Source organism: Lysobacter sp. ISL-50, assembly GCF_018612875.1.
In the GTDB taxonomy this organism is placed as follows: domain Bacteria; phylum Pseudomonadota; class Gammaproteobacteria; order Xanthomonadales; family Xanthomonadaceae; genus Lysobacter.
On the sequence record NZ_JAGGRI010000020.1, the window covers coordinates 1 to 21,571 of the forward strand.

Genomic DNA, 21,571 nt, shown 5'->3' on the forward strand with positions numbered 1-21,571 from the left:
GCAGGATCAAACGCCTAAAGCTTCCGCCATGGAGCGGCGGGTCACTTTCTTTGTCCAAAGCGACAAAGAAAGTAACCAAAGAAAGGGCTTTAGCTGTTTCGAGTCAAAAGCCACGAGTGCGATGCCGACGCAGGCAGGTGCCACATTGGGCATCCTGCCCAAGGCGGCACCCGGCGCACGTCCATGTGCGCCGCCCTCCGGGTGTCCATCGGTCTCGCGAGTTACAAGCGGCGCCGGGCAACAGCAATAGCAATAGCTGAAGCCAAAACCAAAACCAAAACCAAAACCGAAGCCGAAGCCGAAGCCGAAGCATGGCAAAGCGAAGACGAGGAAAGCAAAATCTTGGCAACGGCAACGGCAACGGCAACGGCAACGGCAACGGCGAAGTAAATTTCATCTTTCGCCGGAATGACAGGCGTGAAAGATCGACTCCCATTGCAGCGATGAAGCAGCGACCGGCTTCTGTCGAAATTACGGGATCGTGGAGATCACAAACCCACGAACCGATCTCAGGCCCTCACAGCCGCCGCCAGCGAAGCCTCCGCGACTTCCCGATGCCCACCCGGCGCGATCGTATCGATCATCGCCTCGATCGCCTGCGCCGTTTCCATCGGACGCTCCATCGGAAACAGATGACCGCCCTCTATCCACGCCCAGCGTTCGCCGACCAGACGCCGGGTCGCGGCGGTGCCGGCGTTGCGCAGTTCGCGCGAATGCGTGCCGGCAAGAAAACCGACCGGAACCCGCAACTTCGACGACAACCCACTGAGCGTCGTGGTCGGCAGACTGCGATAGATTCGGTATTCGATTTCACGCTCGAACGCGAGTTCGCGCGCGCCGGCGTCGTCGGCGCGCGTGCCGTGTTCGACGTAATCGTTCAACACCCGCGCATCCCAACGCGCGAACGCCGGCTTGGCCAGGAAATGCGCGCGCACCGCGGCGCGGTCGGGCCAGTGCTTGCGCCGCTGCAAGGTCGCGCGCGTCGGCATCACCAGATTGTCCAGGCCGGTGCGGCGGCCGATCGACACCAGATGCGCGCGCCAGCCGGCGATCAGCGGCGAGTCGAGCATGATCACCCCGGCCAGGCGCGAGGCGCTCGCCGAATCGGCCAGACGGTGCGCGGCCAGCAGGCTCAGGTAGCCGCCGAGCGAATGCCCGACCAGCCAGATCCGGCGCGCGTTGCCGGCGGCCGCCTCGACCCGCGCGGCCAGCTCATCGACCAGATGTGGCCAGTTCAAGGTCACCGGATAACTCGGATCGTGGCCAATCCGCTCCGGTCGCACGACGCGGTAGCGCGCGGCCAGCGCGTCGAGCATCACGCGGTAGACCGGCGCGGGAAAACCGTTGGCATGGGAGAACAGCAGAAGATCAGGCATGCAGGCCGCGTCTGGGGAGAGGGCGGCGGCCAGGAACGGCCGCCGACACGATGACGGGCGAAACATACCATTGCGTACTGTCCGGCGATAGGACGCCGGACAGGGCGGCCGTCGAAAATCCGGACGGCCGGGCTCAGGCGGCGGCGCGGTAACGCGGCGCCGGCTGGGATTGCATGAAATTCGCCAGCATCGCCTTGCGCGCGGCCTCGAAGACGTCCCACTGGCCGGCGTCGTGCAGGGGCGGATCGTCACCGGCTCGCGGCGGTCGTAACCGGCCAGCGCGGCATCGACCAGATCATCGACCTCCATGACCGCCGGCAAAGCGTTGACGTCCTTGCCCGAGCGCTCCCAGATCCCGGTGCGCGTCGCCGACGGCAGCACCGCATGATCCGCGCCGGGAGCAGTCGCCGCGCGTGCGCGTGGTGCACAACACCATCATGTCGCGCGAGCCGACCGTGGCCCAGGGCATCAGCGGCGCGGCCGACGCCACCTGCATCGAGAACGTGTTCATCAACACCCAGCGCTCGGGTTTCTCCGAGTGCGCGGTCACCCGCTACAACGTCGAACAGCCGGCGCCGCCGCAAGGCCCGTAAGCGGTTCGGGCCCGGTATCGGGTCGTCTGCGCTCCGCCGGCGGTGTCACCGCCGGCAGAGTTTTCGTTTGCGGATCGGCGATGTCGGAGCGAGCCCGACGCGGCGAGGGATGCCGAGTCGCGCGGGCGCTGACCGCTCAACCGCCGCTCAATCGAGCGCGGCATCGATCCACTGCAGCGAGCGATGGCCCAGTTCGCGCACGGTAGACACGCCCAGGTCGCGGATGATGCGATGGGTGCTGTGCGGCAGCGGCGATTCGTCGATGTCGTGCGGGGCGATGTTCTTGCCGGGGACGCCGGGCAGGAATTCGATGCCGCCGGCGGCGTAGCAGTGCTGCACCAGCGCCGAGCAGTACAGCGCGCCTTCCTTGGCCAGCAGATTGCTGCGCTTGCGCAGGCGGCGGCTGTGCATGGCCATCAAGGTGCCGACCAGCTCGCTGATCGAATAGCTGGACAGCCCCGATAGCAGGTCGAGCCCGGCGATCTGGATCTTGCGCAGCTGTTCCTCGTTCAGGCCGAAATCGAGGATCGCGATGTTCGGGAACGCTTCGGCGTCGTAATAGCGCTCGACGCGGTTTTCCTGCACGCCCAGACGGATCTGCTTGTAGCGCATGTCGAGGTCGGACTCGATCACCCACCAGTGGCCGTCGATGCGCCGCTCGCTGAACAAGAACGCGTGCGACCACAGGCTGCGATGGCCGTCCACGGTCAGCGGCGACTGCGCCTTGCGGATCAGCTTGTTGATGAAATCGCGGCCGCCGCACAGGCCGATGCGGCCGGGGCCGGCGTGCTTCTCGATGAAGGCGGCGTTGCCGCGCGGATCCGAGGATGCTTCGTCGACGATGTCTTCGGGCAGGAGAATGTCGCTCATCCGTGCAACTCTCGTATCGGTCCGGTGGATCGGCAATGGCTTCAGGCCGGCGCGCGCGGAAGGGCGGCCGGCGAGGGCTGGGGATCGAGCGACGCGGGCCGGGCGGCCCGCATCGGCGCGTCAATCCGGATCGTAATCCAGATTCGAGGCCAGCCAGCGCTCGGCCTGGATCACGCTGACGCCCTTGCGGCGGGCGTAGTCCTCGACCTGTTCCTTGTTGACCCGGCCGACCACGAAGTACTGGCTGCCCGGGTGGCTGAAGTAATAGCCCGAGACCGCCGCGGCCGGGTACATGGCGAAGCTCTCGGTCAGCTCCAGGCTGGTGTGGCGGGTCGCGTCGAGCATCTGGAACAGTGTGGCCTTCTCGCTGTGCTCCGGGCAGGCCGGGTAGCCCGGGGCCGGGCGGATGCCGCGGTAGCCTTCGTCGATCAGCGCTTCGTTGTCCAGGGTCTCGTCGCTGCCGTAGCCCCAGAACTCCTTGCGCACGCGCTGGTGCAGGCGCTCGGCCAGGGCCTCGGCGAGGCGGTCGGCCAGCGCCTTGACCATGATCGAGTTGTAGTCGTCGTGATCGGCCTCGAAACGCGCCACGTGCGGTTCGATGCCGATGCCGGCGGTGACGGCGAAGCCGCCGATCCAGTCCTGGCGGCCGGAATCCTGCGGCGCGATGAAATCGGCGAGGCAGAAGTCGGGGCGGTCGACCGGCTTGTCGGCTTGCTGGCGCAGGAAGTGCAGAGTTCGGGAATGGGGAATCGAGAATCGGGAATCGGAAGACGCTTCGGCCGTCTGAGCCGATTCCCAGACGACGACATCGTCGCCCACTGAATTCGCCGGCCACAGTCCGAACACCGCCTTGGCCCGGATCCATTTCTCCTCGACCAGTTGCTTGAGCATCTTGCGCGCGTCGCGATACAGCTCGGTGGCCTGCTTGCCGACGATCTCGTCGCTCAGGATCGCCGGATAGCGCCCTGCCAGTTCCCAGGTGTTGAAGAACGGCGTCCAGTCGATGTACTCCACCAGCTCGGCCAGCGGATAGTCGTCGAACACGTGCAGGCCCGGATGCTTCGGCGCCGGCGGAACGTACTCGTCCCAGCCGCCGTCGAAACGCTGGCCGCGGGCTTTCTCCAGCGACACCAGGCGCTTGCCGTCGCCGCGGTTGCGGTGGCGCTCGCGGATCTCCGCGTAGTCCGAGGCGTTGGCGGCGACGAAGGGCTCGCGCAGCTCGATCGAGATCAGCGACTGCGCCACGCCGACCGCGCGCGAAGCGTCCTTGACCCACACCGTCGGCGATTTGTAGTGCGGGTCGATCTTCAGCGCGGTGTGCGCGCGCGAGGTGGTCGCGCCGCCGATCAACAGCGGCATGGTGAAGCCCTGGCGCTGCATTTCGCGGGCGACGTGGCTCATTTCCTCCAGCGACGGCGTGATCAGGCCGGACAGGCCGATCAGGTCGGCCTTCTCCTCGCGGGCGCGATCCAGAATGGTTTGCGCCGGCACCATCACGCCCAGGTCGACCACGTCGAAGTTGTTGCAGGCCAGGACCACACCGACGATGTTCTTGCCGATGTCGTGCACGTCGCCCTTGACGGTCGCCATGATGATCTTGCCGTTGGACTTGCCGACATCGCCGGTGCGCAGTTTCTCGGCTTCGATGTACGGCAGCAGATAGGCCACGGCCTTCTTCATCACCCGCGCCGACTTGACCACCTGCGGCAGGAACATCTTGCCGGCGCCGAACAGGTCGCCGACCACGTTCATGCCCGACATCAGCGGGCCTTCGATCACGTCCAGCGGGCGCGTGGATTCGGCGCGCGCCGCTTCGGTGTCCTCCTCGATCCACTGGTCGATGCCGTGGACCAGCGCATGGCTGAGGCGGTCGCGCACCGGCTTGTCGCGCCAGCGCAGGTCTTCGACCTTCTTCTCGCCTTTCTTGCCCTTGAAGCGGTCGGCGATTTCCAGCAGGCGCTCGGTGCCGTCGGCGCGGCGGTTGAGCACCACGTCCTCGACGCGTTCGCGCAGGTCCGGGTCCAGGTCGTCGTACAGCGGCAGGCCGCCGGCGTTGACGATGCCCATGTCCATGCCGGCCTTGATCGCGTGGTACAGGAACACCACGTGGATCGCCTGGCGCACGAGCTCGTTGCCGCGGAACGAGAACGAGACGTTGGATACACCGCCGGAGATATGGCTGTACGGGAAGCGCCGCTTGAGCTCGCGCGTGGCTTCGATGAAATCGACCGCGTAGTTGTTGTGTTCTTCGATGCCGGTGGCGATGGCGAACACGTTCGGGTCGAAGATGATGTCTTCCGGCGGAAAGCCGATTTCTTCCGTCAGCAGCCTGTACGCGCGCGAACAGATATCGACCTTGCGATCAATGGTATCGGCCTGACCGACCTCGTCGAAGGCCATCACCACCACCGCCGCGCCGTAGCGCCGCACCAGCCGCGCCTGGCGCAGGAACTCGGTTTCGCCTTCCTTCATCGAGATCGAGTTGACGATGCCCTTGCCCTGCAGGCATTTCAGACCGGCCTCGATGACCGTCCACTTGGAGCTGTCGACCATCACCGGAATGCGGGCGATGTCGGGCTCGGCCGCGATCAGGTTGAGGTAGGTGACCATGGCCAGCTCGGAATCGAGCATGCCCTCGTCCATGTTGACGTCGAGCACCTGCGCGCCGTTCTCAACCTGTTGGCGCGCCACGACGATGGCTTCGTCGTAGCGGCTTTCCATGATCAGTTTCTTGAACTGCGCGCTGCCGGTGACGTTGGTGCGCTCGCCGACGTTGACGAAGTTGCTTTCCGGCGTGATCTGCAGCGGTTCGAGACCGCTCAGGCGGGTTTGGCGGGGAAGGGTTGCGGTCATTGCTCGGTATGTGTCTTAGTCTTGTGCTCTTGCTCGTCATTCCCGCGAACGCGGGAATCCAGGGCCTTTCGTGCGAGAACGTTCGAAGTCCGTGGATTCCCGCCTTCGCGGGAACGACGGTTGGAAAGTGGCGCGGTCGCGGAAAGAAAACTCACGCCGCCGCATCGACCAACTGCAACGGCCGCCGCGGCTCCACGCCCTCGACCACCGCGGCGATCGCGGCAATGTGCGCGGGGGTGGTGCCGCAGCAACCGCCGACCAGATTCAGCAGCCCGGCGCGGGCGAACTCGCCCAGCACCGCGGCCATGTCTTCCGGGGTTTCGTCGTAACCGCCGAAGGCGTTGGGCAGGCCGGCGTTGGGATGGGTGCTGATGTTGGCGTCGGCGATCTGCGCCAGCACGTCGATGTGCACGCGCAGGTCCTTGGCGCCGAGCGCGCAGTTCAGGCCGATCGCCACCGGCTGGTTGTGCCGCACCGAATACCAGAACGCTTCCGCCGTCTGCCCCGACAAGGTGCGGCCGGAGGCGTCGGTGATGGTGCCGGAGATCATCACCGGCAGCCGCGCGCCGCGCGCGTCGAAGGCTTCCTCGATCGCGAACAGCGCGGCCTTGGCGTTGAGCGTGTCGAAGATGGTCTCGACCATGATCACGTCGGCGCCGCCGTCGATCAGGCCGTCGGTGGCTTCGCGGTAGGCGATGCGCAATTCGTCGAAGGTGATCGCGCGGTAGCCGGGGCGGTTGACGTCTGGGCTCAGCGACGCGGTGCGGCTGGTCGGGCCGAGCACGCCGATCACGTAGCGCGGCTTGTCCTTGCCGGCGGCGGCGTCGAGCGCCTCGGCCTCGTCGCAGGCCTTGCGCGCCAGCCGCGCGCCTTCCAGGTTCAACTCGCGCGCCAGATGCTCCAGGCCGTAGTCGCTCAGCGAGATCGTGGTCGAGTTGAAGGTGTTGGTCTCGATCAGGTCGGCGCCGGCGGCCAGGTACTGGGCGTGGATGTCGCCGATGATGTCCGGCCGGGTCAGGGTCAGCAGGTCGTTGTTGCCGCGCTGGTCGCGCTCGCAGCCACAACCCTCGCCGTGGGCGTGCTCGCCGCCGTGCGCGTCGCGCGGCGCGTACAGGCGGTCGTAGCCTTGCGCGAAGCGCTCGCCGCGGTAGTCGGCCTCGGCCAGCTCATGCTGCTGGATCATCGTGCCCATCGCCCCGTCCATGATCAGGATGCGCTGGGCCAGTCCGGTTTCCAGCGCCAGGGCGCGTTCGGGGTTGATCCACGGAAGTCGGTTCATCGATCGGTCCTCACTTCTTGCCGGGCTTGCGCACCGGCTCGCCGCCGGGCTTGCGCGCCATCAGCGCGATCACTTCGAAATGCGGCGGGCGGCGCTCGCGGGTCACGGTCTGGCAGCTGACGATGTCGAAGCCGGCCTTGGTGGCGAACTTCTGCAGGTCTTTCTCGGCGAAGCCCAGGTTGACGTGGCCGAAGGCCTCGACCGCGCCGCGGTGTTCGTGCCTGGCCAGGCTGGTCACCAGCACGCGGCCGCCCGGGCGCAGCACGCGCGCGGCTTCGGCCACGGCCTGGGCCGGGTGCTCGGCGTAGGTCAGCGCATGCATCAGCACGACCAGATCGAAGGTTTCGTCGTCGAACGGCAGCGCGTGCATGTCGCCTTCGCGCACTTCCACGTTCTTGAGCTTGCGCAGGCGCTCGGAGGCGGCGGCCACGACCTTGGTGCTGGCGTCCAGGCAGATGTAGCGGTGCGAATGCGGCGCCAGCAGTTCGGCCAGCACGCCGTCCCCGGAGGCGATGTCGAGCACGTCGCCGGGTTGCAGCAACGGCAGAGCCGAACGCGCCAGCGCTTCCCAGGTGCGGCCGGGCGAGTAGTGGCGTTCCATGTCGCCGGCGACCGAGTCGGCCCAGTTCTGGTCGGACGCGCGCATCGCCAGCACCGCGGTGACGCGTTCGCCGTCCTGGCGCAGCAGCGGATCGTCGCTGCCGGTGCTCAGCGTCTGCCACAGCGCGCGTTGGGCGTGGTCGAGCGCGCCTTCGTCGAAGCGGTAGTACGCCGACACGCCGGCGCGGCGGTCGCGCACCAGTCCGGCTTCCTTGAGCTTGGACAGGTGCGTGGACACCCGCGGCTGAGCCAGGCGGGTGATCGCCGACAGCTCGGCCACGGTCAGTTCCTCGCGCTCGAGCAGGGCCAGCAGACGCACGCGGGTGGCGTCGGCGAACACTTTCAGACGGGACGACCAGCCTTCGAGATCCATGGGGGCCTTGTACGGGAATCGGGAATGGGGAATCGGGAATGGTCAAAGCCAAAGCGAACTGGCACAGCGGGCTTCAGCCGATTCCCGGTTCTCCATGTGCGGGAATAGGCAATCGGGAATGGTCAAAACCACAGCGGGCGGGCAGAACGGGCTTGCGTCCGATTCCCGATTCTCCATTCCCGATTCCCGCTCTTTCATCAACGTATCGCGATATAGCGATAAGTGTGGTGGCGAAGGGCCCTCAGGTCAAGTCGTGCCGCGGCGCAGCAAGTTAGAACGCGGACTGAAAGCGGGCGGGCGTAACGCCAGATCGGGGCAGTCGGATGGGTGGGGTTATTCGGCGCGCGCGGCTACAATTCGCATTCGCGGCTCGACGAACGGGCCGCGGCCCCTGAAACGGGCCGATGTGCAACGAGCAGGAGGTACCGCGTCGGCGCCGTGGCGGCGACAGCGCGGCGCCGACGGCTCGCCGGCTCACCGCCTGCAATCACCACATGAAGAGGTGTCGACGTGGATTTTGGCTTTACCGAAGAGCAGTTGATGATCCAGGACGTGGCGCGCCGTATCGCCCAGGAAAAGATTGCTCCCAGCGCCGAGCACCACGATCATACCGGCGAGTTCCCCCTGGAGAACATCCGCACCCTCGGCGAGAACGGCCTGATGGGCATCGAAGTGCCGGCCGAATACGGCGGCGCCGGCATGGACCCGATCTCCTACGTGCTGGCGATGGTCGAAATCGCCGCCGGCGACGCGGCCCACTCGACCATCGTGTCGGTCAACAATTCGCTGTTCTGCAACGGCATTCTCAAGTTCGGCACCGAGGCGCAGAAGCAGTTGTACGTGCGCGCCATCGCCGAGGGCCGCGAAATCGGCGCCTTCGCCCTGACCGAGCCGCAGTCGGGCTCCGACGCCACGGCCATGCGCTGCAAGGCGGTCAAGCAGGCCGACGGCAGCTTCGTCATCAACGGCAAGAAGAGCTGGATCACCTCCGGCCCGGTCGCGAAATACATCGTGCTGTTCGCGATGACCGATCCGGACAAGGGCGCGCGCGGCATCACCGCCTTCATGATCGACACCGCCAAGCCGGGTTTCCACCGCGGCAAGACCGAGCCCAAGCTCGGCATCCGCGCTTCGGCCACGTGCGAAATCGAGTTCGAGGACTATGTCGCCTCCGCCGACGACGTTCTGGGCGAGGAAGGCCACGGCTTCAAGATCGCCATGGGCGTGCTCGACGCCGGCCGCATCGGCATCGCCTCGCAGGCCATCGGCATCGCCCGCGCCGCCTACGAGGCCACGCTGACTTATGTGCGCGAGCGCAAGGCCTTCGGCCAGCCGATCGGCGCGTTCCAGATGACCCAGGCCAAGATCGCCGACATGAAGTGCAAGCTCGACGCGGCCCTGCTGCTGACCTTGCGCGCGGCCTGGCAGAAGGGCCAGACCGAGAAGCACGGCGGCCGTTTCAGCAACGAGGCCGCCATCGCCAAGCTCACCGCTTCGGAGGCGGCGATGTGGATCGCCCATCAGGCCGTGCAGATTCACGGCGGCATGGGCTATTCCAAGGAAATGCCGCTGGAGCGGTACTTCCGCGACGCCAAGATCACCGAGATCTACGAAGGCACCAGTGAGATCCAGCGCCTGGTCATCGCCCGCAACGAAACCGGTCTGCGCTGAACACGCCGACCGCGCCGAGTCGAACAGCCTCTCGATGAAACGCTCCGCGTCATCCTGGCCCGGCCATCGCTGCGACAACGGCGGGCCGGGCCCGCGCGTTGTCGAGCGCTTCGCGACCGCAGCCGCACTGGCGTTGTCCTCATCGGTATTTCATTCGCGCACGGCGCGCCGGGTTCAAGCCCGGCGCGCCGGTTTGCTTTTGTCCGCTACCACCGATTGTCCAATCACTTCACGACCTGGTCAGATCCTGGCGCGGTAGTTCGGCGTTCTCCGCCGATCCGAGTCAGCGCCTGAGGCAGTGGTTCGGTTTTCTTCGCCGGCATCCGATTCTCAAGCAGACATCCAGCGTCAGCCTCGTCTTTTGGCCTCATTCCATCCGGACCTCAACGTTCCCATGAGCAATAAACCCAAAGCTTCCAAGTCCGAACCCGCCAAACGCGCCGCCGCCAAACCGGCCGCGAAGCCGGCTTCGGCCAAGCAGGCCCCGGTCAAGAAAACGGCGGCGCCCGCCAGCAAGCCGGCCGCGCCGAAGAAAGCCGCCGCGCCCGACCGCAGCCGCTCGGCGCCGCCGGTCGATGCGCAGGCGGTGAATCTGCAGCCGATCGTCGCCGCGATGCACAAGCGCCTGCCCAAGACGCGCCACGCCGAGGCCGAGGCCTTCGCGCAGGCGTTCTACAAGCGCATGAGCGCCGATGAGCTGCCGCAGCACCAGCCCGACGGCTGGGCGGCGCTGGCGGCGGATTTTCTGGATTACGCGCGCGACCGCAAGCAGGGTTCGGCGCTGGTGCGTTTGTTCAACCCGACGCTGAAGTCGCATGGCTGGGAATCGCCGCACACCGTGCTGCAGATCGCCAACGACGACATGCCGTTCCTGGTCGATTCGGTGACCATGGCGCTGGCCGACCAGGGCATCGGCGTGCACGTGCTGGGCCATCCGGTGGTGACGTTCCAGCGCGACAAGGCCGGCAAGCTGCTGGCGGTCGGGCAGGGCGTGGCCGAGTCGCTGATGCATCTGGAGATCGACCGCCAGACCGCCGAATCGGCCGCCAGGATCAAGCACGCGCTGGAAGTGGTACTGGCCGACGTGCGCGCGATCGTGCGCGACTGGTCGCAGATGCGCGACAAGATGCATCAGGTCGCCGACGAACTGCCGGGCCAGAACCTGCCGATCGACGAAGACGGCAAGCGCGAGGCGCAGGCGTTCCTGCACTGGGCCGCCGAGAACCATTTCACCTTCCTGGGCTACCGCGAGTACGAAGTCGTCAAGCAAGGCGGCGACGAAGTGCTGCGCGCGATCAAGGACAGCGGCCTGGGCCTGCTGCGCGGCAAGGAAGTCGGCAAGCCGCGTCTGCTGACTTCGCTGGCGGCGCATTACATGCCGCAGTCCGGCGCGGTCGACGCGCTGATCCTGACCAAGACCAATGCGCGCTCCACCGTGCACCGTCCGGGCTACATGGACTACATCGGCGTGCTGAGCTTCGACGCCCAGGGCCGTCCGACCGGCGAGAAGCGTTTCCTCGGCCTGTACACCTCCAGTGCCTACAACCGCCGCCCCTGGGACATCCCGCTGGTGCGTCAGCGCCACGCCTACGTGATGGAGCAGTCCGGCCTGGCGCCCGACAGCCACAGCGGCAAGGCCCTGCGCCATGTGCTGGAAACCCTGCCGCGCGACGAGTTGTTCCAGTCCAGCGAGGATGAACTGCTCAAGACCACCTCGGGCATCCTCGGCCTGCAGGAGCGCGTGCGCAGCAAGCTGTTCCTGCGCCGCGACCGTTACGGCCGCTATTACTCGGGCCTGGTCTACATCCCGCGCGAGCGCTTCAACACCGATGTGCGCCTGCGCGTGGAGGCGATGCTCAAGGACAAGCTGCACGGCGAGCACATCGACACCACCGTGCACATCGGCGAATCGCCGCTGGCGCAGTTGCACCTGATCGTGCGTCCGAAGTCCGGCGAAGCCGCGCAGAACGGCGCGCGCGTCATCGACAACGCCGCCATCGAAGCCGAACTGGCCGATATCGTGCGCAACCGCCAGGACGACCTGCGCGAAGCGCTGGTGCGCAACAACGGCGAGCAGCAGGGCCTGGCCCTGGCCAATCGCTATGGCCGGGCGTTGCCGCCAGGCTATATCGATGAAGTGTCGGCCGGCGTGGCGGCGCAGGACATCGCCCATCTCGCCGCGCTGAGCGGCCCGGACGATCTGCGCCTGAGCCTGTGCCGCACCCGCCAGGGCGAGGGCGGCCTGCGCTTCAAGTTCTATCGCCAGCTCGACGACATCCCCTTGTCCGACGCGCTGCCGATGATGGAGAACATGGGCCTGCGGGTGATTTCCGAACACCCCTACCGCCTCACCGTCGACGGCCAGCCGGTCTACATCCAGGACTTCGAGGTCGAGACCGCCAACAACGACATCGACGTCGATCGCCTGGACGAGAATTTCGAAGAAGCCTTCGCCCAGATCTGGCGCGGCAACGCCGAGAACGACGGCTTCAACCGCCTGATCCTGACCGCCAACCTGTCCTGGCGCCAGGTCGCGATGCTGCGCGCGTACTGCAAGTATCTGTTGCAGGTCGGCGTGCCGTTCTCGCAGAGCTACGTGGAAGAAACCTTCAGCCGCTATCCGCTGCTGGCGCGCTTGCTGGTGGAACTGTTCGAAGCGCGCTTCGACCCGTGCACCGGCAACGAGAGCAAGGACGAGATCAAGGCCGGGCAGGAGCGCCTGGTCCAGCAGTTCGACACCCTGTCCGGCGGCGACGCCGCGGTCATGGCCGCGCTGAAGCCGGTGATCCAGGCGCGCAGCGGCAAGCGCGACGAACAGGCCCAGGCCACGGTCGCATCGATCAAGGCGCTGCTCGACCGCGTCTCCAGCCTCGACGAAGACCGCATCCTGCGCAGCTTCATCGGCGTGATCAACGCCACCTTGCGCACCAGCTACTACCAGAAGACGCCCGACGGCAGCGAACGCGGCTACGTCAGCTACAAGTTCGATTCGGCCCAGGTGCCGGATCTGCCCAAGCCGCGTCCGTACCGCGAAATCTTCGTGTACGGCCCGCGCGTGGAAGGCGTGCACCTGCGCTTCGGCCCGGTCGCCCGCGGCGGTTTGCGCTGGTCCGATCGCCGCGAAGACTTCCGCACCGAGGTGCTGGGTCTGGTCAAGGCGCAGATGGTCAAGAATACGGTGATCGTGCCGGTCGGTTCCAAGGGCGGCTTCTTCGCCAAGCGTCCGCCGATCGGCGGCGACCGCGACGCGGTGCTGGCCGAAGGCATCGCCTGCTACAAGATGTTCATCAACGGCCTGCTCGACATCACCGACAACATCGTCGGCGGCAAGATCGTCGCGCCGGCCAATGTCGTGCGCCACGACAACGACGACCCGTATCTGGTCGTCGCCGCCGACAAGGGCACCGCGACCTTCTCCGACATCGCCAACGGCATCGCCGCCGAGCACAAGTTCTGGCTCGACGACGCCTTCGCCTCGGGCGGCTCGGTCGGTTACGACCACAAGGGCATGGGCATCACCGCCAAGGGCGCGTGGGAGTCGGTCAAGCGCCACTTCCGCAGCATCGGCCGCGACAGCCAGACCCAGGACTTCACCACCGTCGGCATCGGCGACATGTCCGGCGACGTGTTCGGCAACGGCATGCTGCTGAGCGGGCACATCCGCCTGCTGGCCGCGTTCGACCACCGCCACATCTTCCTCGATCCGAATCCGGACGCGGCGAAGACGTTCAAAGAGCGCGAGCGCATGTTCAAGCTGCCGCGTTCGAGCTGGGACGACTACAACAAGGCGCTGATCAGCAAGGGTGGCGGCGTGTATCCGCGCTCGGCCAAGTCGATTGCGTTGTCGCCGGAGATCAAGGCCGCGCTGGGCATCGAAGGCAACGTCACGGCGATGAGCCCGGTCGAGCTGATGAGCGCGATCCTCAAGGCGCCGGTCGATCTGCTGTGGAACGGCGGCATCGGCACCTACGTCAAGGCCAGCAGCGAGACCAACAGCGACGTCGGCGACCGCGCCAACAACGCGCTGCGCGTCAACGGCCGCGACCTGCGCTGCAGGATGGTGGGCGAGGGCGGCAACCTGGGCCTGACCCAGCTCGGCCGCATCGAAGCGGCGCAGCACGGCGTGCTGCTCAACACCGACTTCATCGACAACTCGGCTGGCGTGGACACCTCGGACCACGAGGTCAACATCAAGATCCTGCTCAACGGCCAGGTCCAGGCGAAGAAGCTGACGCTGCCCGATCGCAACAAGCTGCTGGCGTCGATGACGGATGAAGTCGCCGAGCTGGTGCTCAACGACAACTACCGCCAGAACCAGGCGATCAGCCTGATGGAGCGCATGAGCCTGTCGCGCCTGGGCTCCAAGCAGCACTTCATCCGCACCTTGGAATCGCAGGGCCTGCTCGATCGCCAAATCGAGTTCCTGCCCAGCGATGCTGAGATCGCCGAGCGCAAGGCGCGCGGCCAGGGCCTGACCCGTGCGGAACTGTCGGTGCTGCTGTCGTACTCCAAGCTGGTCGCGTTCCAGCAGATGCTGGATTCCGACGTGCCGGAAGACCCGTACCTGTCGAAGGAACTGGTGCGCTACTTCCCGCAGCCGCTGCAGGCCAAGTACGCCAAGGCGATGGAGAACCACCGCCTGAAGCGCGAAATCATCGCCACCGCGGTGACCAACTCGACCATCAACCGGATGGGCGCGACCTTCCTGCTGCGCATGCAGGAAGACAGCGGCCGCACCCCGGGCGAGGTCGCCAAGGCCTTCACGATTACCCGCGAGACCCTGGACGCGCGCGAGCTGTGGGCGCAGATCGACGCGCTCGACGGCAAGGTCGCCGAATCGACCCAGATCGACGCCCTGCAGGTGATCTGGACCTTGCAGCGTTCCTTCACCCGCTGGCTGCTGTCGCGTCCGGGCGCGATTCCGGACATCACCACCGCGGTCGATCGCTACCACGACGGCTTCAAGAACATCCGCGCCGGCCACGGCATCCTCGGCGACGGCGAGCGTCCGGCCCACGATGCCGCCTTCGCCGACTGGAAGGCCAAGGGCGTGCCCGAGTCGCTGGCGGCGCAGCTGGCGGCGTTGCCGTACCTGGAGCCGAGCTGCGACATCATCGAACTGGCGCGCGAGCGCAAGCTCAAGCCGGTCGATGTGGCCAAGGTCCACTTCCGCCTCGGCGAAGCTCTGCGCCTGCCGTGGTTGCAGGAGCAGATCGACGCGCTCACCGTCGACGGCCGCTGGCATGCGGTGGCGCGCGGCGTGCTGCGCGAAGAACTGGCGACCCAGCAGCGCATCCTGGTCGGCCAGGTGCTCAACATGGCCGGCGCCAATGCCGATGCCAAGGTCAAGCAGTGGCTGAGCCGCGACGACCAGTCGCTGCGCTTCACCTTGGCGATGCTGACCGAACTGGCGGCGCAGAAGACCCTGGACTATCCGACCGCTTCGGTCGCGGTGCAGCGTCTGTCGCAGTTGGCGGCGCGCGGCTGACAGCAACAGCGGGGCCGGCGCTCGCGCCGGCCCCGCGTGGTTTCAAGATCTTTTGTAGGAGGGCCTTCAGGCCCGATGCTTTTCTTTCAGGTCGCCGCGATCCGAGACAAAAGCCTCGGGCCTGAAGGCCCTCCCACACAAAGCGCCCCACAGCACGAATCCCCCGCATCGGCCGGGTTATGCTGACGGCATCCTTCCGGAGCCGCCGATGACCGCGACGCCACGCATCGCCTTCCTCGCCAGTCACACCGACGACGCCCAGCGCGCGCTCGCGACGCTGTTGACCCAGCACGATCAGCACGAACCCGACAACGCCGACGTGCTGGTCGCGCTCGGCGGCGACGGCTTCATGCTGCAGACCCTGCATCGCCACGGCGCGCTCGGCAAACCCGTGTACGGGATGAAGCTGGGTACGGTCGGCTTCCTGATGAACCAATACGCCGACGCCAGCGGCGATCTGCTAGAACGCATCGCCAGCGCCGAGCCGGCGGTGCTGCGTCCGCTGGAAATGGTCGCGCAGACCGAGTCCGGCGCGAGCTTCGGTTCGCTGGCCTACAACGAAGTGTCGCTGCTGCGCCAGACCCGCCAGGCCGCGCACGTGCGCATCGACCTCAACGGCCAGACCCGGCTCGACGAGCTGATCTGCGACGGCGTCCTGGTCGCGACCGCGGCCGGCAGTACCGCGTACAACTTCTCCGCGCACGGGCCGATCCTGCCGCTGGGTTCGGCGGTGATTGCGTTGACGCCGATCGCCGCGTTCCGCCCGCGGCGCTGGCGCGGGGCCTTGCTCAAGGCCGATACCGAAGTGCGTTTCCGCGTGCTCGATCCCTACAAGCGCCCGGTCAGCGCCACCGCCGACTCGCACGAAGTGCGCGACGTGGTCGAGGTGATGATCCGCGAATCGCGCGACCGCACGGTGACGTTGCTGTTCGATCCCGAGCACAATCTGGAAGAGCGGATGTTGATCGAGCAGTTCACGAGCGGCTGAATCTGGCTCTCCCTCTCCCGCTTGCGGGAGAGGGGCTCCAATGTCGCTACCCTTAGCGCCGCAACCGCCCGATCAATTCGATCAGTCGCCCGTCGGCCAGATTAGTCAGCGCCCGCGCCTGCGCCGGATCGAACCACTGCAGCCGCACGTGTTCGTCGCCGCGCATGGCGACTTCGCCCTGCCAGGCGTCGACGCGATAGACGGTCAGGCTGGCGCCGGCCCACATCAACGGTTCGCCCAGTTGGCGGTAATCGGTGGCGACAACGCTGGCCTCTTCCTCCAATTCGCGCAGCAAGGCCTGCTCCAGGGTTTCGCCGGCCTCGACATGGCCGCCGAGGATGTCCCAGCAGTTCGGCGCCAGGCGCTTGTAGGCGTTGCGCAGGCCCAGCAGCAGGCGGCCGTCGCGGATCAGCACCGCGCCGACCATCGGCGCGCCGGCTCGGCTGTCGGCGGACGGCGGGTTCGCGATCTCGCTCATGCCGAAGCTCCCGCGCCCGCATCGGCGCGGCCGGCCAGCCGTTGCGGCAGCCGGGCGTGTTCGCAAGCCTCGATCAGATAGTCCACGAACACCCGCGTCTTGCTCGGCAACAGATTGCGACTAGCGTAGTACAGCGAGATCGAGCCCAGGTCGGCGTACCAGTCCGGCAGCAGCCGTTGCAGGCGGCCGTCGTCCAGGTAGGGCAGTGCGTGCTGCACCGCGACCAGGGTCACGCCCAGGCCATCGAGCGCGGCGCGGCACATGGCTTCGGGATCGTTGAGGACGATGCGTTCGCGGGTCAGCGCCACCGCTTCGCGTCCGCGCGAATCGCGCATCGCCCAATGGCGCACGCGGCCGGTGCGCGCCGAGCGCATCGCGATGCCGTCGTGTTCGGCCAGATCCTCCGGCTCGGCCGGCAGCGGCCGCCCTTGCAGGTAGGTCGGCGAGGCCACCGCGATCACGTGCAGCGGCGCCAGCGGCCGCGCCACCATGCCGGCCGCCAGTTCGATGCCGCCGCCGATCGCCGCGTCGAAACCTTCCGCGATCAGATCGACCTGGCGGTTCTCCAGCAGCCAGTCCAGGCGGATATGCGGGTGCCGGCGGAGGAACTCGGGCATCAGCGGCAGCACGTAATCCATGCCGAATCCCGGCGCCATGCTGAGCTTCAGCGTGCCGGCCGGTTCCTCGTTCTCGACCGAAGCGACGCTGAGCGCGCTGTTCAAGGCCTCGAAGTGCTCGCGCACCGAATCGAGGAAGCGCTCGCCGGATTCGGTCAGGGTCAGCTTGCGGGTGCTGCGCTGGAACAGGCGCAGGCCCAGGTTGCGTTCGAGCACCGCGACATTGCGGCTCACCGCCGCCGGCGTCAGCCCCAATTGGCGCGCGGCGGCGGAAAAACCGCGCAGGTCGGCACTGCGGACGAAGGATTCCAGGTTGGCCAGGGTTTCCACGGGGGCGCAGCCTTCAAGTGATGCTTGAAATTCATTCTAGCCATTGCCGGCTTATCCGGCCTGAGTGGGGCGCGCATAGTTCGCTCCACGGCGGCGGATCGGGTTCGAAACGACTTTAGGTTCCGGCCAATTATCCAATTTTATTAATCACTTGAAGGAGAAACTTCATGCAAATCGGCATTCTCGGCGCGGGCCATATCGGCAGCGCCATCGCACGTACCCTGGCCCGCGCCGGCATCGCGGTTTCGATCGCCAACAGCCGCGGCCCGCAGTCGCTGGCGTCCCTCGTCGCCGAGCTGGGGCCGAGCGTCACCGCGGCCACGCCGGAACAGGTCGCGCAGGCGGATCTGGTGTTCGTGGCGATCGGCTGGTCGAAACTGCCGCAGGCCTTGAAGGGCCTGGACCTGAGCGGCCGCATCGTGGTCGATGCCAACAACCCGATCGAGGCGCCGGAGTTCAAACCCTTCGATCTGCACGGCCGCACCTCCAGCGAAGTCTTCGCCGACCTGGTCCCGGGCGCGCGGGTGGTCAAGGCGCTGAATCATCTGCTCGCCGGAGTGCTCGCCACCGACCCGCGCGGCCACGGCGGCCAGCGCGTGCTGTTCGTGTCCGGCGACGACGTCGAGGCCAAGGCCGAGGTCACGACTCTGCTGCAAGGCACCGGTTACGCCGTCATCGATCTGGGCGGACTGGTCGAAGGCGGCCGCGTGCAGCAGTTCCCGGGCGGGCCGCTGGCGTTGCATCACCTCGTCAAGCAGGCCTGAGCCGGGCTGGCCTCAGCCGCGCGCGCGTACCCGCCGCGCGACTTCGCTGATCGCGGCGATGCACAGGGTCAGCGCCGCGGTCGACAGCAACTGCATGCGCGGGCCTTCGGTCAGCAGCGCCAGCACGAACACCATCGCCAGGATGCCCAGGCCCAGCCAGGTCACATACGGGAAGGCCCACATCTTGAACGGCAGCACGGTGCCGGCGCGATCGGCGCGGCGGCGCAGGATCAACTGCGACACCAGCGACAAGGTCCACACCAACAGGCAGGTCGAACCGACCACGTTGAGCAGCGTCGGCAGCACTTTCTGCGGATACAGCAGCTCAAGCGCGGTGGCGATGAAGCCGAAGGCGACGCTGGCCAGCACCGCCGCCACCGGCACCCGGTTGGCGCTGAGGTGGGCGAGGAAGCCCGGCGCCTCGCGCCGCTGCGCCAGCGAAAAGATCATTCGCGAAGCGCCGTAGAGATTGGCGTTTAGCGCCGACAGCAGCGCGACCACCGCGACCAGGGTGATGGCCGTGGCCGCGCCGGGAATCCGCGCGACTTCCAGCACCGCCGCGAACGGCGATTTCAGGCTTTCGCTGTTCCACGGCACCACCGCGATGATCACCGCCAGCGAGCCGATGTAGAACACCAGGATGCGCCAGGCCACGGTGCGGATCGCGCGGGTGATGCTGCGCTCCGGGTCCTGGGTTTCGGCCGCGGCGACCGCGACGATCTCGGTGCCGCCGAAGGCGAACACCACCACCAGCAGGGCCGCGCCGACGCCGGACCAGCCCTTGGGCGCGAAACCGCCGTGGGCGGTGAAATTGGCGAAGCCGGGCGAGGCCACCTCCGGCAGCAGCCCCAGCAGCAACAGCGCGCCGATCACGATGAAGGCCAGGATCGCCGCGACCTTGAGGATCGCGAACCAGAATTCGAATTCGCCGAAGTTCTTCACCCCGAGCAGGTTGACGCAGGTGAACACGCTCATGAACACCAGCGACATCGCCGCGACCGGCAACTGCGGCCAGATCGTCGCCAGCAGCCCGGCCGCGCCCACCGATTCCGCCGCGATCACGATCACCAGTTGCACCCACCACAGCCAGCCCAGGGTTGCGCCCGCGGTCGGGCCCATCGCATCGGCGGCGTAGACCGAGAACGCGCCGCTGGTCGGCCGCACCGCCGCCATTTCGCCGAGCGCGCGCATCACGATGATCACCAGCACGCCGGCGATCAGATACGACAGCAGCACCGCCGGCCCCGCGGTCTGCACGCCCACGCCCGAACCGAGGAACAGGCCGGCGCCGATCGCGCTGCCCAGGCCCATCATGACCAGCTGGCGGGATTTGAGGGCGTGGCCGAGTTGCGAATCGGCGGCGGCGGGTGCGGCGGGGCTGGACGACATGGGCGTTTCCGGGCCGGGAGGCGGTGCGGAACGATAGCAGGCTGCGGAAAAGAGTGGAGAGGAGTGAGCAGTGAGTAAAACCCCGCGGTTACCCACCCCTGCGTCCTCGCCCGGTGGTCGGCGAAGGAGCGATAGCGGCTCTTACCAGTTCCTCACTTCTCTGCACTCACTCCTGCCACAATAGGCCATGCCCGACCGTGATGCCGACCCGTTGATCGTCGCGATTTCCTCGCGCACCTTGTTCGACATGGAAGAGAGCCATGCGCTGTTCGAGCGCGAGGGCATCGACGCCTACGCCGCGTTCCAGCGCGAGCGCGAGGACGATCTGCTGCGGCCCGGCATCGCTTTCCCGCTGGTGCGCAAGCTGCTCGCGCTCAACCAGGGCGCGCCGGCCGACGCGCCGCGGGTCGAGGTGATCCTGATCTCGCGCAACTCCGCCGACAGCGGCCTGCGCATCTTCAATTCGATCGCCCACCATGGGTTGTCGATCAAGCGCGCGGCTTTCAGCAACGGCGCGCCGCCGTTTCCGTACATCCGGCCGTTCGGCGCGGACCTGTTCCTGTCGGCCAACGCCGAGGACGTCAGCGCCGCGCTCGCCGCCGGAGTGGCGGCGGCGACGCTGTTGCCGGCCACGCCCAACTCGAAGCTGGCGCCGCATCTGCGTCCGGACCAGTTGCGCATCGCCTTCGACGGCGACGCGGTGATCTTCGACGACGAAGGCGAGCGGGTCTCGCGCGAAGGCGGCCTGGCCGCGTTCGCCGAGCACGAGCGCAGCCATGCCGGCGAGCCACTGTCGGGCGGCCCGTTCCGTGGCTTTCTCGATGCGCTGCACCGCCTGCAGGCGGCGTTCCCGGTCGGCCAGGACGCGCCGATCCGCACCGCGCTGGTGACCGCGCGCTCGGTGCCGGCGCACGAGCGGGTGATCCGCACCTTGCGCGAGTGGGGCATCCGCCTGGACGAAGCGCTGTTCCTCGGCGGCCGCGCCAAGGGGCCGTTCCTGGAAGCCTTCGGCGCGGACATCTTCTTCGACGACTCCGAGCACAACATCCTGTCGGCGCGCGATCACGTCGCCGCCGGGCATGTGCCGCATGGGGTCGCGAATCGCTGAGACAAAAGCATCGGGGCTGAAGCCCCTCCCACAAAAGACCTCGCCGCCGCGCAATCTTTTGTAGGAGGGGCTTCAGCCCCGATGCTTTCCGCTCAGACCAAGCCAATCCCGCCCCACCCACAGACGAGCCGGGACAAAAGCCATAGTCCTGCAATCAGTTCCAGGAAGTCCAAAAGGCTGCGCAGCCGCGAAGTCTTTTGTGGGAGGGGCTTCAGCCCCGATGCTTTCCGCTCAGACCAAACCAATCCCGACCCGCCCAAAGGCGAGCCGGGACGAAAACCAGGGTCCTCAGATCAATTCCAGGACTGCTTAACGATCTCATCGTTCCGGCAAGTACCAGCCTTGCACTCGCGCACACGATCGCGCAGGTACTCGCCGCGCTCGCGGTTGACCCGGTAATTGCAATCGACATTGATCGCGCCCGACGACTCGCAACTGTTGTCGCGGTACTTGATCCAGTCCAGCTGGGTGGCCTTCAACTGCTGCTTCACCGGCTCCTTGATCAGGCCGCGCAGGTCGTTGTAGGCGGTGTTGAGTTCCTTGTCCGATTCCAGGAACAGCTTGGCGAAACAGTAGGTCTTGTCGTAGCTGGTCCGGTACTTGTCGCATTCGCCCTGGGCGTTCGCGGCGAAGGAGGCGAAGCCGAGCAGGCCCAGAGCCAGGGCGGAGAAAATCGTTTTCATGGAATTCCTGTCCAAACGATGTGAGTGACGATCGATGCGGGACATGCCTGTCCCGGTGCCCGCCGCGCGCGTCGGCGCCGCGGGCACGCTGCAAAGTATTTCGCGCGATGC

14 protein-coding genes and 2 pseudogenes are annotated in these 21,571 nt (G+C 66.9%); 7 read left to right on the plus strand and 9 right to left on the minus strand.

Annotation, left to right across the window (positions count from 1 at the left end; all coding sequences use genetic code 11):
• The first annotated feature begins 183 nt into the window (after nt 1-183).
• Nucleotides 184-390: a hypothetical protein gene (locus tag J7J50_RS12575; protein WP_215058465.1), complete on the plus strand. Its 207-nt coding sequence runs from the start codon at nt 184-186 to the stop codon at nt 388-390.
• 119 nt (nt 391-509) lie between these two features.
• On the opposite strand, the gene J7J50_RS12580 is transcribed toward J7J50_RS12575, so the two are convergent.
• Nucleotides 510-1,376, minus strand: coding sequence for an alpha/beta hydrolase (locus J7J50_RS12580; RefSeq protein WP_215058466.1), 867 nt, complete (start codon nt 1,374-1,376; stop codon nt 510-512).
• Between the two features lie 413 nt (nt 1,377-1,789).
• Here J7J50_RS12580 and J7J50_RS12585 point away from each other — a divergent pair, with 413 nt between their 5' ends.
• A complete protein-coding gene (locus J7J50_RS12585) occupies nt 1,790-1,969 on the plus strand; it encodes a hypothetical protein (protein WP_215058467.1) in 180 nt (59 codons plus the stop codon).
• A 147-nt stretch (nt 1,970-2,116) separates the two neighbouring features.
• Here the strand turns inward: J7J50_RS12585 and J7J50_RS12590 are convergent, their stop codons facing one another.
• The 4 genes and pseudogenes from J7J50_RS12590 to J7J50_RS12605 form a co-directional block, all read right to left on the minus strand.
• Nucleotides 2,117-2,839 (minus strand): hypothetical protein, encoded by a 723-nt coding sequence (locus J7J50_RS12590; protein ID WP_215058468.1) that lies wholly within the window; start codon nt 2,837-2,839, stop codon nt 2,117-2,119.
• A gap of 120 nt (nt 2,840-2,959) precedes the next feature.
• On the minus strand, nt 2,960-5,692 hold the full coding sequence (metH, locus tag J7J50_RS12595; RefSeq protein WP_215058469.1) for a methionine synthase: 2,733 nt from the start codon (nt 5,690-5,692) through the stop codon (nt 2,960-2,962).
• A gap of 151 nt (nt 5,693-5,843) precedes the next feature.
• Entirely contained in the window at nt 5,844-6,971 is a 1,128-nt protein-coding gene (locus J7J50_RS12600) for a homocysteine S-methyltransferase family protein (RefSeq protein ID WP_215058470.1), read from the minus strand.
• 43 nt (nt 6,972-7,014) lie between these two features.
• Nucleotides 7,015-7,944: pseudogene (locus tag J7J50_RS12605) on the minus strand (metalloregulator ArsR/SmtB family transcription factor); the annotation flags it as partial.
• Nucleotides 7,945-8,454: 510 nt separating this feature from the next.
• On the opposite strand from J7J50_RS12605, the gene J7J50_RS12610 reads away from it, so the two are divergent.
• The 3 genes and pseudogenes from J7J50_RS12610 to J7J50_RS12620 all read left to right on the plus strand — a co-directional run bounded on the left by J7J50_RS12610 (nt 8,455) and on the right by J7J50_RS12620 (nt 16,091).
• Nucleotides 8,455-9,615, plus strand: coding sequence for an acyl-CoA dehydrogenase family protein (locus J7J50_RS12610; RefSeq protein ID WP_215058472.1), 1,161 nt, complete (start codon nt 8,455-8,457; stop codon nt 9,613-9,615).
• A 574-nt stretch (nt 9,616-10,189) separates the two neighbouring features.
• Nucleotides 10,190-15,103, plus strand: a pseudogene (locus tag J7J50_RS12615) (NAD-glutamate dehydrogenase domain-containing protein); the annotation flags it as partial.
• Between the two features lie 208 nt (nt 15,104-15,311).
• Complete coding sequence (locus J7J50_RS12620; protein WP_215058474.1) at nt 15,312-16,091, plus strand: NAD kinase; 780 nt, start codon at nt 15,312-15,314, stop codon at nt 16,089-16,091.
• Nucleotides 16,092-16,143: 52 nt separating this feature from the next.
• Here J7J50_RS12620 and J7J50_RS12625 read toward each other — a convergent pair whose 3' ends face one another.
• Nucleotides 16,144-16,569 carry an NUDIX domain-containing protein gene (locus J7J50_RS12625; protein WP_215058475.1) on the minus strand — a complete coding sequence of 142 codons (426 nt, stop codon included), beginning with the start codon at nt 16,567-16,569 and terminating at the stop codon, nt 16,144-16,146.
• Entirely contained in the window at nt 16,566-17,516 is a 951-nt protein-coding gene (locus tag J7J50_RS12630; protein ID WP_215058476.1) for a LysR family transcriptional regulator, read from the minus strand. Before J7J50_RS12630 ends, J7J50_RS12625 begins: the two co-directional genes overlap by 4 nt.
• Before the next feature lie 167 nt (nt 17,517-17,683).
• Between J7J50_RS12630 and J7J50_RS12635 the strand changes: the two genes are divergently transcribed.
• Nucleotides 17,684-18,280: an NADPH-dependent F420 reductase gene (locus J7J50_RS12635; RefSeq protein ID WP_215058477.1), complete on the plus strand. Its 597-nt coding sequence runs from the start codon at nt 17,684-17,686 to the stop codon at nt 18,278-18,280.
• A 12-nt stretch (nt 18,281-18,292) separates the two neighbouring features.
• Here J7J50_RS12635 and J7J50_RS12640 read toward each other — a convergent pair whose 3' ends face one another.
• A complete protein-coding gene (locus tag J7J50_RS12640) occupies nt 18,293-19,669 on the minus strand; it encodes an amino acid permease (protein WP_215058478.1) in 1,377 nt (458 codons plus the stop codon).
• A 187-nt stretch (nt 19,670-19,856) separates the two neighbouring features.
• Here J7J50_RS12640 and J7J50_RS12645 point away from each other — a divergent pair, with 187 nt between their 5' ends.
• Nucleotides 19,857-20,777, plus strand: a complete 921-nt coding sequence (locus J7J50_RS12645; RefSeq protein WP_215058479.1) for a 5'-nucleotidase — start codon at nt 19,857-19,859, stop codon at nt 20,775-20,777.
• A gap of 293 nt (nt 20,778-21,070) precedes the next feature.
• Here the strand turns inward: J7J50_RS12645 and J7J50_RS12650 are convergent, their stop codons facing one another.
• A complete protein-coding gene (locus J7J50_RS12650) occupies nt 21,071-21,460 on the minus strand; it encodes a lysozyme inhibitor LprI family protein (RefSeq protein ID WP_215058480.1) in 390 nt (129 codons plus the stop codon).
• Between the last annotated feature and the right edge of the window lie 111 nt (nt 21,461-21,571).

Coding starts and splice junctions, on each gene's coding strand:
- J7J50_RS12575 (WP_215058465.1), top strand. CDS start 184: ATGTGCGCCGCCCTCCGGGTGTCCATCGGTCTCGCGAGTTACAAGCGG.
- J7J50_RS12580 (WP_215058466.1), bottom strand. CDS start 1,376: ATGCCTGATCTTCTGCTGTTCTCCCATGCCAACGGTTTTCCCGCGCCG.
- J7J50_RS12590 (WP_215058468.1), bottom strand. CDS start 2,839: ATGAGCGACATTCTCCTGCCCGAAGACATCGTCGACGAAGCATCCTCG.
- metH (WP_215058469.1), bottom strand. CDS start 5,692: ATGACCGCAACCCTTCCCCGCCAAACCCGCCTGAGCGGTCTCGAACCG.
- J7J50_RS12600 (WP_215058470.1), bottom strand. CDS start 6,971: ATGAACCGACTTCCGTGGATCAACCCCGAACGCGCCCTGGCGCTGGAA.
- J7J50_RS12620 (WP_215058474.1), top strand. CDS start 15,312: ATGACCGCGACGCCACGCATCGCCTTCCTCGCCAGTCACACCGACGAC.
- J7J50_RS12625 (WP_215058475.1), bottom strand. CDS start 16,569: ATGAGCGAGATCGCGAACCCGCCGTCCGCCGACAGCCGAGCCGGCGCG.
- J7J50_RS12635 (WP_215058477.1), top strand. CDS start 17,684: ATGCAAATCGGCATTCTCGGCGCGGGCCATATCGGCAGCGCCATCGCA.
- J7J50_RS12640 (WP_215058478.1), bottom strand. CDS start 19,669: ATGTCGTCCAGCCCCGCCGCACCCGCCGCCGCCGATTCGCAACTCGGC.
- J7J50_RS12645 (WP_215058479.1), top strand. CDS start 19,857: ATGCCCGACCGTGATGCCGACCCGTTGATCGTCGCGATTTCCTCGCGC.
- J7J50_RS12650 (WP_215058480.1), bottom strand. CDS start 21,460: ATGAAAACGATTTTCTCCGCCCTGGCTCTGGGCCTGCTCGGCTTCGCC.